Source organism: Kitasatospora purpeofusca (assembly GCF_036010405.1).
GTDB lineage: Bacteria > Actinomycetota > Actinomycetes > Streptomycetales > Streptomycetaceae > Kitasatospora > Kitasatospora purpeofusca.
In genome coordinates this window covers 9071047-9083795 of record NZ_CP108561.1, presented here as the reverse complement: position 1 = coordinate 9083795, position 12749 = coordinate 9071047, and the positions used below count along the sequence as shown (strand labels likewise).

Sequence of the window (12749 nt, the reverse complement as noted above, 5' to 3'; positions counted from 1 at the left end):
TCCGGGGCCGCCCCGGCGGCCTCGGCGGTCACAGGCCGAACCGCTCGTGCTGGGCGGCCGGGACGAGGTCGTGGTACTCCGGGTGCTTGGTCAGCCAGCCGCGGATGAACGGGCAGTACGGCAGGACGGCGAGCTCGCGGGCGCGGGCGTCGTCGAGCACGGCGCGGGCGAGGATGCCGCCGAGGCCCCGGCCGCCGAAGCCCGGGTCGATCTCGGTGTGGATGAAGGCGATCTCGTCGTCGTGGCGGAAGTACTCGGCGAAGCCGGCGAGTTCGCCGTCGGCGGTGATCTCGTAGCGGGACTTCTCGGGATGGTCGGCGACGATGGTCGTCGTCATGGCGTACTCCTCGGGGTCGGATCCCTGGCGTCGGAGTTAATTTATCATTCAACTATTGGTCGATCAAGGACCACCGCCCGCCGGAGAGGAATCCGGCGGGCGGCGCCGGGGCGGGGCTCAGGAGAGGGTGACCGGCGGGGGCAGCGGGTGGCAGCCGTCCCAGGACGCCACCTGACCGGGCGGGCAGGAGACCGGGCGCGACGGCAGGGTCGGGACCGGGCGGGGCGGCACCGTCCACTGGCCCGGGCCGGCACCGTCGTCGGGGTCGGCGGGCGGCTTGGGAGCCGTGGGGGCCGTGGGTGGTGCCTTGGGGGGCGTGGGCGGCGTCGGCGGTGCGGGTGCGACAGGGGGCACGGGAACGGTCGGGGCCGGATCGGCGGAGTCGGACCCGCTCATCGCCCAGCCCCCCGGACCGACCAGCGCGACGGCGCACAGTCCCGCCGCCACGCCGATCGCGACCCGTCGCCGCCGCACCGCGCCGTCCCCCGCAACCTGGTCCTGCTCGCGCGCCTCGTCCTGCACCGCGCCCGCCCACTCTGTTCGATCATTGTTCGGAATGCGCGGATGCTAGCAGTGCGTGTGCGTCAGCCCTACGGGCACGGGGTCGTACTGACACCGGGTCGGGACGCGCCGTCCCGCCCTACCTCCTCCCGCCCTACCTCCTCCCGCCGTACCCCGTCCCGCCGCAGGCCCGGTGCGAGCAGCGCGGTGACGGCCAGCGAGGCGGCGGCGGTCCCCGCCATCGCGGTGGTGGCCGAGGTCAGTTCGGCGAACGCGCCCGCCACCGCCGCGCCGACCCCCTGCATCGCCAGCATCCCGGAACCGTGCAGGCCGAGCGCCTGCCCGCTCAGCTCGGGCGGCGTCAGCGCGACCAGCCGTTCCTGGAGCAGCAGCCCCGCCCCGTACCCGACGGTGGCCACCGCGACCAGCGCCGACGCCACCGGCAGGCCCGGCCCCAGCGCGAAGCCCAGGTACGGCGCGGCCAGCAGCCCGCACAGCGGGACGGCCAGCCGCTCCCGCCGGTGCGCGGGCAGCACCCGGCCGACCAGGACGTCGCCGACCAGCATGCCCAGCGCCCCGACGGCGAACAGCAGGCCCGCCGCGTCCGGCCGGTACGGCACGTAGAGCGCCTCGACGCCCACGATCAGCCCGTTCGGCACCCACAGCGCGAGGTACACGGACCGGCGCGGAGCGGAGGACCACAGCCGTGCGTTGGCCCGCCAGGTCGCGGCGACGGACGGCCGCCCGGCGGCCCGGGGCGGGCGCCGACGCAGCCCGGCGCGCGCCGCACCGGCGGACAGCAGGTGCAGGGCGGCGGCCGTCAGCAGTGCGCCGGACGGCGTGAGCGCGGCGACCAGCGCGCCGCCGATCGCGAAGCCCCCGATCTGGACCGGACCGGACGCCAGGCCCAGCGCGGAGCGGCCCAGCAGGTAGCCGTCGCGGCTCAGCAGTTCGTGCAGCAGCCCGTAGCGCACCCCGCCGCCCGCCGCGCCCGCCACCCCGAGGGCGAGCAGTACCGGGACCAGCGCCCCGGGCGGCAGACCGGGCACCGCCTGGACGGCCGTGCCGAGGGCGAGCAGCACGCCGAGGCCGGTCAGCGCGGCGCGCGGCGGGAGCCGGTCGGCGGCCGACAGGACCGTGGCCGCGCCGAGCAGTTGGGCGAACGCCGGACCGAACATGGCGAGCGCCGCCAGCAGCGGCGAGTCCGTCCGCCGGAACACCAGCACGCCGAGCGCGAGTCCGGCGACGGTCTGGGCCGCCGTCTGGGCGGCGGAGAACAGGAACAGCGCGGTGAACTCGCGCTCGCGGAACAACTCCCGGTAGGTGCGCATGCGGCGGAGTCTTTCCGGCACGGGCGGCGGCGCGTTAGCTTTTCGCCGACGTGCGAAAGGTGCGGGACGGGCGGGAAGTGCGGCAAGTGCGGGGAAGGGGTGGGTCGGGCGTGGGCCGGTGGCGGGTGGACGCGGACACCCTCGCGGGGAGCCGGTTCGCGCTGTCCCCGCTGGCCGAGACGGTCGCCGCGCTGAAGACCCTGCACCGGGGCACGGGCGCCCACCCCGGCGAGCGGCGGTGGCTCGCGACCGCGCTCCCCCGCTACCGGGAGCGGCTGACCGCCGACCCGGTCGCCGCCGCGCTGGTCCGGACGGCGCTGGGCGCGTGCTGGAACGCCACCTTCCTCACGCCGGTGCCGTGTGCGGCGGCGCCGATGCCGGACGCGGCGGCGCTGTTCGCCCGGGAGCTGGCCGAGGTCCGGGCGACGCCGCCGGCCGTCGTCCGGGTTGACCTGGCCGAGACGCTGGGCGCCGACGACGACTCGGCCCTGCCGCCGCCCCTGTTGCGGCACGAGGGCCTCGCCGGGCACGCGGCCGAGCTGCTGTCCTGGGTGTGGACGGAGACCGTCGAACCGGACTGGGCCCGCCGGCGGCGGATCATCGAGGCCGACATCCTGGCCCGCACCGCCGCCCTCGGCACGGGCGGCTGGGCGGAGGCGCTGGGCGACCTGCGGCCGGGGATGCGCTGGCTCGGCGGCGACGGCCTGCGGACCGGCGCCGGACCCGCCGCCGAATCGCGTGAACTCACCGCCGCCGATCTGCTGTTCGTGCCGGTCACACCGACGCAGAGCTGGCTCTGCTGGGACGTGCCGACCGTCGACGGCCGCCGCGCGCGCCCCGGGCGCCGGTACGCGGTGGTGTACCCGTGCTCGGGGGTGCTGGCCGACGGGGCCGGACCTCCGGTGCCGAAGGCGCTGGCCGCCCTGCTGGGACCGGGTCGGGCCGAGCTGCTCGTCGCGCTCGACACCCCGAAGACCACCAGTCAGCTGGTCGCCCTGACCGGCCTGCCGCTCGGCTCGGTCGGCCGCCACCTGCGGATCCTGCGCGAGGCCGGGCTCGTCCTGCGCCGCCGGGCGGGCCGTTCGGTGCTCTACCACCGCACAACGACGGGCCGGCTCCTGCTGGACGCGGTGCCCGGACCTCAGGTCGGCCCCGTCGGCCCCGTAGGTCCCGTCGGCCCCTGAGACTTGCCGGGGACGAACTTTCGGACGGGCGGCGGGGGCACGGTGAGGGCACCGACGACCGCGCCGACCATGGTGGTGAACAGGGCCCAGCCGAGGACCGGGCCCGCGGCCTGCGACCAGGTCGGCATCCGGTGCGCGGCCCACAGGAGGTAGGGCAGCAGCGCCACCACCGCACTCCCCGTCGCGAACGCGGACAGGACGAGGAGCCTGCGTCGCCCCGGGTTCGGGCCGCGCCGCAGGAACCAGAGCATCGGCAGCAGCCCGACCGTCAACACGCCCGCCGGCAGTACCCCGGGCACCTTCCACAGCAGTTCACCGCCGCACAGCCAGGCGGTGAGCCGGACCCAGAACAGGCAGAGCACCTGACGGAGCAGCAGGAGCGGCAGCTCCCGCCGGCGCTCGCCGGGTGCGGTGGACCGCAGCAGCCAGGCGGCCGCGACCGCCAGCATGCCCGCGAACCCGGCGGCCACCGCGACGGGCAGCCCCAGGGCCCAGTGACGGGGCGGCTCGGGGGCCACGAAGGTACTGACAACGGGATACTCCTGCTGTGTCCACGCGCCGTCGGGCGTTCCGCGCAGCAGTCCGAATTTCGGGTAGTTGGCCAGCACCACCCAGCCCTCGGGAGCCTTGAGGACGAGCAGCTCGGCGCCGTAGGGGTCCAGGACGTCGGTCGGCGACACGGACGGGTAAGCGGTTCCGGAAGGGGAGGACGCCTCGGGAAGGGAGGGCGCGGGTGCCTCCGGGACCGTTGGTGCCTCCGGTAGCGGGATCGGACGCGACGGCCGGTGCCACCGCTTCCCGGGATCGTGAGCCGTGTGCCAGCTGAAGCCGCCGTCCTCGCTGGCCTCCACCGGCGAGGTGACGTCGCGGAGCCGGAAGCACAGCCGGGGTCGGGACTCCACGCACTGGCCGCTCTGCGGCTGGCTGCGGTCGGGGCGGGGCCGGTCCGAGCGGCTCTGCTTCGCCCGCCTCCAGGTCGCGCCGCCGTCCTCGGTGATCCACCGCTTCCCCGGGGTGTCGAGCAGTGTCCGCCCGTCCTTGCTCCACAGCACCGGCCGCGCCGGGCCGGTCTCCGGCGACTGCCCGGTGGCCACCATCGCCACCATCGCCAGCGGTACGACGACGGCCGCCGTCCACCGCCACGCCCGCCGGGTCGACTGCGAGCGCTTCCACAGCCACCAGGAGACCCAAAGCGCCGGGAGCGCCGCCAGGTCGCTCCGGTCGCCCTGGATCCGGCTCGGCACCCCGCTCCACGACCACACCGCCGAGGCGACCTCTCCGCCCCACGGTCCGGACTTCGCGAAGGCGAACATCGCGCCCGTCACCGCCAGCCCCGCGATCGCGGGCCGGTCCCCGCGCAGCCGCAGCACCGGTACCGGTACCGGTACCGGCGACAGCACCAGGGTCAGCAGCAGTGCCAGGACCACCGGTGACACCAGCATCCACGCCAGGTCGCTGACCTTCCCGGTCACCGCGCCCGGCCACAGCCGTTTGCCCACGTGGTCGTTGAACAGCAGCACCGCCACCGCGGCCAGTGTCCCCGGATGCCCCGCCCAGCGGACGACCGCCCGCAGGGCTCCCCGCTCCCCCGCCCCTCGCATGCCCCGCAGCCTCCCCCCGACGGGGGCCGCGTACGCCGGGGGCGCGTAACGGTTCGCGCTCGACGGGCGCCGCCGGCCTACGGGAGGGAGATGTGGCGGAGCACGGCGGGAGGGGGTGTGTCAGAGCACGGCGAGCCGGTCCACGAGCAGCTCCACCCTGGGCCCGGTGTGCTCCGGCGGCAGCCGCCCCGCGCGGGTCAGGGTGGCCAGCCCGTGCAGGGACGCCCAGAACGTCTCGGTGAACAGGGCCGGGTGGACGCCGTCCCCGGCGACCTCGCCGAGGGTCTCCAACAGGGCTGCGAAGGCATCCTTCAGCGGCGCGGGGGTGTCCTCGCGGGCGAAGGCCAGGCCGCCGTCGAGCTGGAACATGGCGTCGTAGACCGCCGGATTGCGCTCCGCGAAGTCGAGGTAGGCGAGGGCGAGAGCGGTGACCCGGGCGCGGGGACCGTGCGCGGCGGCGGTGGCGGCCCGCAGCGCTGCGGCCATCTCGGCGGCCCCCTCCAGGGCGACGGCGCCGATGATCTCGCGCTTGCCGCGGAAATGGCTGTAGAGGACGGGTTGGCTGTACTCGATCCGCTCGGCGAGCCGGCGGGTGGTGACCGCGTCCCAGCCCTGCTGCTCGGCGAGTTCGCGGGCCGTGGCCACGATGAGGCGCGCCCGGTCCGCCCGTTCGCGCTGCTTGCGTTCCTGTACCGACATAGAACGATCCTAGCACCGCTAGACAATCGAGCGGCAGCAGGTCTAGCGTTGCCTCAACAGCTAGCAGCGCTAGATCCCAGGAGGGGTCATCATGCTCAACGCACTTGAGGTCTTCACCACCGTGGTCGTCGGAGTGATGGTGGGCGTGGAGTTCTGCGTCGCCTTCGTCGTCAACCCGATCCTCGGCGGACTGCCCGAGGACGCCGGCCAGCTCGGCCGGGCCCACGGAGGCCGGATGCTCGGCGCGCTGATGCCGGTCTGGTACATCACCTCGGTCGCGCTGAGCGCGGTCTGGGCCGTCGCCGGTCGGCACCACCCCGGCGCCGGCCTGGTCGTCGTCGCGGCCGGCCTGCTGGTCCTGAGTGTGCTGATGTCGGTCCTGCTGCTCGTCCCGATCAACAACCGGAGCAAGACGTGGACGCCCGAGAACCGGCCCGCGGACTGGAAGGAGCAGCAGAACCGCTGGGACCGCTACCACTACGCCCGGGTCGCCGTCATCGTCGCCGCCTTCGCCCTGCTGGCCTCGGCCCTCGCCTGAGCCCGCGGGCGACGGCACGGGCGACGGGGCAGGCGACGGCGGCGGCGCCCGACCCTCCTACGCCTCCTCTGCGGCGCGGCGGGCCGCCCTGACCCGGGCGGCCAGCTCGTCGGCGGGGAGGCGGCGCAGGGTGGTGCCGTGGCGGGCGGCCAGTTCGTCGGCAGGCTCCGGGGAGGACTCGACGACGTCCAGGACCAGCAGGCAGTGGCCGTCCTCCACCTCCTCGCTCAGGACGATCAGGCCGGCACCACCCTCCTCGTCGCGCCGGGTCTCGGCGGCGTTGCCGAGCGCGGTCCCGGCCACCCAGCCCAGCAGGACACCGATCGGGCCACCGAGCAGCCCGGCGAGTCCGCCGACCACACCGGCGCCGACCGTCGTCGCTCCCGCGCCGCGGACCTGGCTGGCCGGGAAGTCCAGGGTGCCGTCCGCCTCACGCGCGACGATCGCGGACTGCCGCAGGCCCGGCAGGTGCGCGGCCTCGTCGAAGGCGGCGCGGCAGGCGTCGCCGTCGGAGAAGTCGAGCAGCAGGACGTGGTGGTTCTCGCTCATGGTCGCGACGGCTCCTCGCTCGGGGGGTCGGGGGCTCCGGGGCGGCCGGAGGCTCCCGCCGGGGCGGCCACCGGGAGCGACCGCTGGGAACGACCGCCGGGGACACCCGTCGAGGAAACCTGCCGGGACGCCCCGGGACCAGTCCAGCATCGTCCGCGGCGGGGCCGCCCGCCACCGTCCGTGGGCCTACCGGGCCCGATCCCGGCCGGTCGTGGTCCGCGGCGAACGGCGGCGGGGTCAGTTGGCGGGGAAGGTGCGGCGCACGGTCCCCTTGCTGTCCGCCAGCAGGTAGCCGCCATTGTGGTACTCGTCGGACAAGTAGACCCGGAGGCCCGCATAGCCGTCGGACCACCAGTCGATCAGCAGGTAACGGCTGGTCGGGTTCTTGACGTTGAGGGTCTCGTCGGCCTTCTTCAGCAGGGCCGGGACGGTGTCCCAGTCGTACTGCGCGAGGTCGACCGGCTTGTCCGTGCCCATCGGCCCACCGACACGCTTGGCGATATTGCCGTTGCGGTAGTCGTACCAGTCGTAGCCCCGGCCGTCGGCCGTGGGGACCTGGGCGCTCGCGTAGTCCGGGTAGACGGAGAGCCGCTTGACCTTGGTGGTGCCGCTCTGTGCGGTGATCGCGGCGACGACGGTACGGACGCCGTCCGGGGTGATCAGGTCCTTGGCCGGCGCGGTGGTCTTCGGTGCGCTCGGCGAGGGCTTCGCCGTGGGGGCGGTGGAGGCGGTCGTGTCCGGGGCGGTGGGCGCGGCGGTTCCGGGCGAGGCCGGGGGGCCGCCCGGGTCGGCGGGCGCGTTCGTCCCCTTGGGGGCGGAGCCCGCGCCGGTGCTGCCGCCGGTGCTGCCGGACCCGTCCGGCCGGAGGTTCCAGGCGAGCACGCTCGTCAGGGCCACGCCCGCGACGGCGAGGGTCACGGTGGCGCCGGTACGGCGGCGGCGGGCGGGGGGCGGCGGGGGCACGGTGGGTCCGGTGGCGCCCAGGTACTGGGTGCCGGTGCTGCCGAAGTGCCCTCCGTCGGTGGCGGGTTCACCCCCGTAGGCGGGGTTCGGGGTGGGGTGGGCGGTGTACGGAGCACCGTAACCGGTCTGCGGGGAGCCGAAGGCCGGGTTCGGGGTGCCGTAACCAGGATTCGGAGAACCGTGGACGGGGTTCGGCGTACCGAAGGCCGAGGTGGGCTCCGGGCCGGCCGGCGGGCGGGCGGAGTCCAGGAAGGTGGGCTGCCAGGACGGCTGCCCCACCCCGCCGCCGGGGGAGGCGTCCGCCTCGGCGGCGGCGAGGGCCTGGTCGAGCTGCGCGGCGTCGGGCCGCGACGCCGGGTTGCGGGCCAGCACGGCGGCCAGCACCGGACCCAGCGAACCGGAGCGGGTCGGCGGCGGCAGCGGCTCGTCCAGGACGGCCGCGAGGGTGGCCAACGTGGTGCCGCGGCGCAGCGGGTGGTGGCCCTCGACGGCCACGTACAGCAGCATGCCGAGCGACCACAGGTCGGAGGACGGGTTGCCCTCCTCGCCGCGAATCCGCTCCGGGGCGATGTACTCGGGCGAGCCGATCAGCGCGCCGGTGGCGGTGAGCGCGGTGTTGGCGTCCTGCATCGCGGCGATGCCGAAGTCCGTGAGGACGGGCGTGCCGTCGGCGCGCAGCAGCACGTTACCGGGCTTGACGTCGCGGTGCTGGATGCCGGCCGCGTGGGCGGCGCGCAGCGCGGAGAGCACCCCTCGGCCGATCCGGGCGGCTTCCGGGACGGTGAGCGGGCCGCGGGCGATGCGGTCGGCGAGGCTGCCGCCGCTCACCAGCTCCATGACCAGCCAGGGGTGGGGGTGGTCGGGGGTGTCGACGATGTGGTGGATCACCGCGACGTGCGGGTGCTGGAGGCGGGCGAGCGCGCGGGCCTCGCGCAGGACGCGCTCGCGCAGTTCGTGGGCGGCCTCGGGGTTGGCCGCGGCCATCGCCGGGTCCGGCGGGCGGACCTCCTTGAGTGCGACCTCGCGGTGCAGCATGGTGTCACGGGCGCGCCAGACCAGGCCCATGCCGCCGCCCCCGAGGCGTTCCAGCAGTTCGAAGCGGTTGTCGATGAGCCGTGTCTCCGGCCCCCCAGTGTTCATGGCCGCCATCGTAGGGGCCGCCGACCACAATGGGCCGACCGGCCGGGGCGGCCGAACGTTCCGTGGACGCCCGGTCCTTGTCCGATCCGGGCCCGGGCCGGGAGCGCGGAGGTGGACACGGCGGGCGAGGAGGACGGGGCGGGGCCCGGAGGGCACGGGCCGCAGGGTGATTGCACCCGCCCGGGCGAGCCGGAGCAGCCTTACGGGTGGCCGTGGGCGCGCGCGGTCGGCTGCCGCCGGATCGGCTCGTTGTGCCCGGTATGCCTGCACATCTCGGAAGGGTCAGCTGGACCGCGCTCTCCCTTCTGATCCTCGTCCTCCCGGCGATGGCCGCCGGGACCGACCACCCCCCGCCGCCGGAACGGCACGCCGGACCGCCGCCGCAGAACGCCCCGCGCGGCTGGGTGGTCACGGTGAACGCCGCCAATGTGCGGCGCGAGCACTCGGTCGACGACGCGGTGCTGGGCCTCGCCCACTGCGGGGAGCGGGTGGAGATCGTCGATACCTGGATCTCCCCGCTCGGGACGCGCTGGAGCCGGGTCGTCGTGGTGCGCAGCGGGCTGACGGGGTGGGTGCTCTGGTCGCTGCTGGGCCACCCGGCCCCGCCCGGGCACCCCGCCGCGGTGTGCCCGACTCCCCCGCCGGGGGAGCAACGGTGAACGGGGGTACGGGGGCGGACCCCGAGATCCGGGGACGGGAACGGGAACGGGCACTGGGACAGGGTCCGGGGCGCGGCGCGCGGGAGGCGGACGGACGCGGGTGCGCCGCGCCGCCGCACTCCCGGCCCTCCGGGGCGGACCGGCGGCGGGCGTTCCGCGCCGGATCCGGACGGGTAGGGGCAGCCGGGAGCACCCGGCGCGGCCGGGAAGGCACCGTGGACGGACGGAGGCGACCCGAATCGACGTGGGCGGAAGCGGAGCGGAAGGGCCGGGCGGAGCCTGCTGTCCCGTGGACGGATTCCCGCAGCCGGCCCTCGGCCCCGGGCGGCGGCCGGAGGGCGCCCCCTGAGGCCCGACCGGACCCCCGTCCCCCCGCCCCGTTGAGCCCCCTCGCCCAAGGAGACCTCCAGGTGCACCGTTCCTCCTCTCCCCTGCCGCCGACCGGGACTCCCGGCGCGGACCCGTCCGTCGGCCGCGGACCCGTGCCCGACGTACCTGTCGCCGACATGCCCGGCGCCGCCCCCGTCACTGTCGCCGCCGCGCTGGTGGCCGACACGCTCGGCCGGGTCCTGCTGCTGCGCCGCCCGGACGGCCGCTGGGAGCTGCCGTCCGCCGCCGTGCACCCGGGCGAGGACCCGGCGCGGGGCGCCGTCCGGGCGCTGGCCGAGAGCTGCGGGGTGGCCGGGGTGGCGGAGCGCCCGGTCGGGGTGTTCGAGGACGCCACGGAACCGGCGCTGCGGCACGTGTACGGACTGTCAGCGCACGCGCCCGGCGCACTGGGCCGGCTCGCCCTCCCCCGGCACAGCACGCATGCCTGGTTCTTCACGGACAACCTGCCGGGCGTCACCCCCGGGACGGTGCGGTTCCTGCGTGCGCACGGCCCCGCGCGGCCGCATCTGCCGCGACCCCAGTGGCTGGCCACCACCCCGCGCTCGTGGCTGTGCACGGCCGCCGTGGTGACCGCCCCGGACGGACGGCTGCTGATGGTCAAGCCCCGGGTCCGGGAACCGGACCGGCGCCCGAGGGCCGGTGCCTGGAACTTCCCGGGCGGTGTGCTCGACACCCATGAGGACTCGCCGACCGGGGCGGCCCGCGAGCTGCGCGAGGAGACCGGGCTCGACCGGCCGGCCGGGCCGCTGCTGGCGGTGTTCTGGCGGCACCCCGAGCCGGGGGCGGACCACCCGATCGTCCAGTTCTTCCACGACTTCGGCACGGCCGACCCCGAGACCGTCCGGCTCGGCTGCCCCGACGGGGAGATCACCGACTGGGCGTGGTTCCACCCCGACGGCGGGGAGTTGGACGCCGCAGCCGGCGCCGACCGCGCGGACCGGGCCCGGCAGGCCCTGGCCGCCCGCGCCTCCGGCCGCGCCGTCGCCGGCACCTCGCCCGGCCCGGAGCCGACGGTGGGCCCGGAGCCGGCCACGAGCCCGGAGCCCACCGCCGACTGAGCCGACTGGGCCAACAACCGACTGTCCCATTGTCCCCGGGAGTCCCGGCAGGCCCCGCCGACCCATCACCCGACCGAGCGCGGGGGCGGTGGCGTGCCCGAGCGGGCAGTCGCCGGGGCAGCCCGGGACCGACCTGTCGTACACGTGCCGAAAGCCGTCAACTCCCCTCTGGAACAACGCATTTGGCTCCATCACCTGCACGGTTGCGGCCCTGCCCGGCACCGGGGGCGCTGCCCGTCCGGACGCATCGGCCGCGGCAGGCTCAGATTTCGCTCAAGGGTTCACCGGACGGTCCCGGGGCGCCCCTATGGTCTCCGTCGACGGAGGCGGCCGCGCACTCCACGGACGCCGTCAGCACGCCCCGGCGCCCGTCCGTACCGCTGTTCCCCGGCGCCCGTCCGTGCCGGTGCTCCCCGGCGTGCCCGCCTCCGTCCGCCCGCTTTCCCGTTCCGGAGAGGACCACCGCCCCATGCGTACCGGCCACCTCAAGTCCGTCGGCGTCTTCGCCGCCGCAGGGTCCCTGCTCGCCTTCGCCCCCGCGACCGCCACCGCCGCGACCGCCCGAACTCCCCAGCACTGCACCGTCAGTGTCGAGGGCGGCGACATGCGCTGCTTCGACACCTACCGGCAGGCCATCGCGGCCGCCACCGGCGGTCTCGTCTCCGACGCCCCGCTGGACGTCGAGGCCGCGATGGCCGACCCGTCGTTCGCCGACCGGATCGACCGGGCGGGCGAGACGATCGGCGCCCGGGCCGGGGACGCCCGGCCCGGGGCGGCGGCCGCCGCTGCCGCCGTCGTGCTGTCCACCGAGTACGAGCACGGCAACTTCGGCGGCGCCAGCCTGAGCGTCACGGGCCCCTCGGCCTGCGGCAGCGCCCGCTGGCAGCTGGCCCTGGGCGCCGACTGGAACGACCGGATCAGCTCCTACAAGACCTTCAACAACTGCCAGGTCCGGCACTGGGAGCACACCGACTTCAGCGGTGCCAACACCGGCTACCAGGTCGGGGACCAGGACTGGATCGGCGACCTCAACGACCGGGCCAGCTCGATCGACTTCACCTACGGCGATTCGCCCACCACCGCCCAGCTGCTGAAGGACTGCGGCAAGGCCACCGAGAGCTGCGACTTCCGGCCGACCGGGAACGCGAGCTACTCCTACGGCGGCGCCCACGAGGTGGCCCGCGGCTACAACTGCTCCTCCGTCGCGCAGACCAGGAAGATGACCTGGACCGAGCAGACCAGCGGCGAGAACAGCGTCTCGACCGAGATCTCGGTGACGGCCGGCTTCGACTTCCTGGAGAAGTTCGAGGTCACGTTCAAGGCCAGCTACGGCCACAAGTGGGCCTGGGCGGACACCTTCGCCGAGGAGACCACGCTCCAGGTCCCGGCCGGGCAGGTCGGCTGGGTCGACCGCAACACCCACCTCCAGTCCGCCTCCGGCACCTACGAGCTGCACTACAAGTCGAAGCACTGGGGCCACTACGTCTGGTACGTCAAGAACTTCTCGGGCACCGGACCGGTCCCGCAGGAGGCCGGCGTGGTCACCTGGAACACCCGCAAAATGACCGCCGCCGAGAAGAACGCCCAGTGCAAGGGCCGCGCCGCCTTCGTCATGGCCGAACCCGGCACCGAGGGCGCGGTCGCCCCGGCCGGCGCGGCCTCCGCCCGATCGGCCGCCACCGTCTCCAGCGGCCGCTGACGCGGGGCACCCCTGAGGCCACCCCGACGCCTTCCCGTCCGGACGCCCCGGTCGACGCGCACCCAGCGCGCCGGCCGGGGCGTCCGGCATGGGTGCCAGG

At 75.6% G+C, this 12749-nt stretch carries 12 protein-coding genes; 5 read left to right on the top strand and 7 right to left on the bottom strand.

Translation table 11 applies throughout. The features are described from left to right. Positions 1-28: 28 nt before the first annotated feature. The 3 genes from OG715_RS39520 to OG715_RS39510 all read right to left on the bottom strand — a co-directional run bounded on the left by OG715_RS39520 (position 29) and on the right by OG715_RS39510 (position 2169). On the bottom strand, positions 29-337 hold the full coding sequence (locus OG715_RS39520) for a GNAT family N-acetyltransferase (protein ID WP_266272389.1): 309 nt from the start codon (positions 335-337) through the stop codon (positions 29-31). Positions 338-454: 117 nt separating this feature from the next. Continuing rightward, on the bottom strand, positions 455-859 hold the full coding sequence (locus tag OG715_RS39515) for a hypothetical protein (protein WP_266272390.1): 405 nt from the start codon (positions 857-859) through the stop codon (positions 455-457). A 68-nt stretch (positions 860-927) separates the two neighbouring features. Beyond that, positions 928-2169, bottom strand: a complete 1242-nt coding sequence (locus OG715_RS39510) for an MFS transporter (protein WP_266272391.1) — start codon at positions 2167-2169, stop codon at positions 928-930. 110 nt (positions 2170-2279) lie between these two features. Here OG715_RS39510 and OG715_RS39505 point away from each other — a divergent pair, with 110 nt between their 5' ends. Further along, positions 2280-3353, top strand: coding sequence for an ArsR/SmtB family transcription factor (locus OG715_RS39505; protein WP_266272392.1), 1074 nt, complete (start codon positions 2280-2282; stop codon positions 3351-3353). Here the strand turns inward: OG715_RS39505 and OG715_RS39500 are convergent. Together OG715_RS39500 and OG715_RS39495 are read right to left on the bottom strand one after the other, a co-directional pair. Beyond that, the gene (locus OG715_RS39500) at positions 3311-4954 is read right to left on the bottom strand and encodes a hypothetical protein (protein ID WP_266272393.1); all 1644 of its coding nucleotides are present in this window, start codon (positions 4952-4954) and stop codon (positions 3311-3313) included. The genes OG715_RS39505 and OG715_RS39500 overlap by 43 nt on opposite strands. Before the next feature lie 120 nt (positions 4955-5074). Further along, the gene (locus tag OG715_RS39495; protein WP_266272394.1) at positions 5075-5653 is read right to left on the bottom strand and encodes a TetR/AcrR family transcriptional regulator; all 579 of its coding nucleotides are present in this window, start codon (positions 5651-5653) and stop codon (positions 5075-5077) included. A gap of 91 nt (positions 5654-5744) precedes the next feature. On the opposite strand from OG715_RS39495, the gene OG715_RS39490 reads away from it, so the two are divergent. Then, a complete protein-coding gene (locus tag OG715_RS39490) occupies positions 5745-6191 on the top strand; it encodes a DUF1772 domain-containing protein (protein WP_266272395.1) in 447 nt (148 codons plus the stop codon). A gap of 57 nt (positions 6192-6248) precedes the next feature. On the opposite strand, the gene OG715_RS39485 is transcribed toward OG715_RS39490, so the two are convergent. Then, entirely contained in the window at positions 6249-6740 is a 492-nt protein-coding gene (locus OG715_RS39485) for a histidine kinase (RefSeq protein ID WP_266272396.1), read from the bottom strand. A gap of 237 nt (positions 6741-6977) precedes the next feature. After that, positions 6978-8843 carry a serine/threonine protein kinase gene (locus OG715_RS39480; protein ID WP_266272397.1) on the bottom strand — a complete coding sequence of 622 codons (1866 nt, stop codon included), beginning with the start codon at positions 8841-8843 and terminating at the stop codon, positions 6978-6980. A gap of 260 nt (positions 8844-9103) precedes the next feature. Between OG715_RS39480 and OG715_RS39475 the strand changes: the two genes are divergently transcribed. The 3 genes from OG715_RS39475 (at position 9104) to OG715_RS39465 (ending at position 12649) form a co-directional block, all read left to right on the top strand. Further along, positions 9104-9502, top strand: coding sequence for an SH3 domain-containing protein (locus OG715_RS39475; protein ID WP_266272398.1), 399 nt, complete (start codon positions 9104-9106; stop codon positions 9500-9502). 410 nt (positions 9503-9912) lie between these two features. Next, positions 9913-10950, top strand: coding sequence for an NUDIX hydrolase (locus tag OG715_RS39470; RefSeq protein ID WP_327064186.1), 1038 nt, complete (start codon positions 9913-9915; stop codon positions 10948-10950). 469 nt (positions 10951-11419) lie between these two features. Next, entirely contained in the window at positions 11420-12649 is a 1230-nt protein-coding gene (locus tag OG715_RS39465) for a hypothetical protein (protein ID WP_266272400.1), read from the top strand. Positions 12650-12749 lie beyond the last annotated feature (100 nt).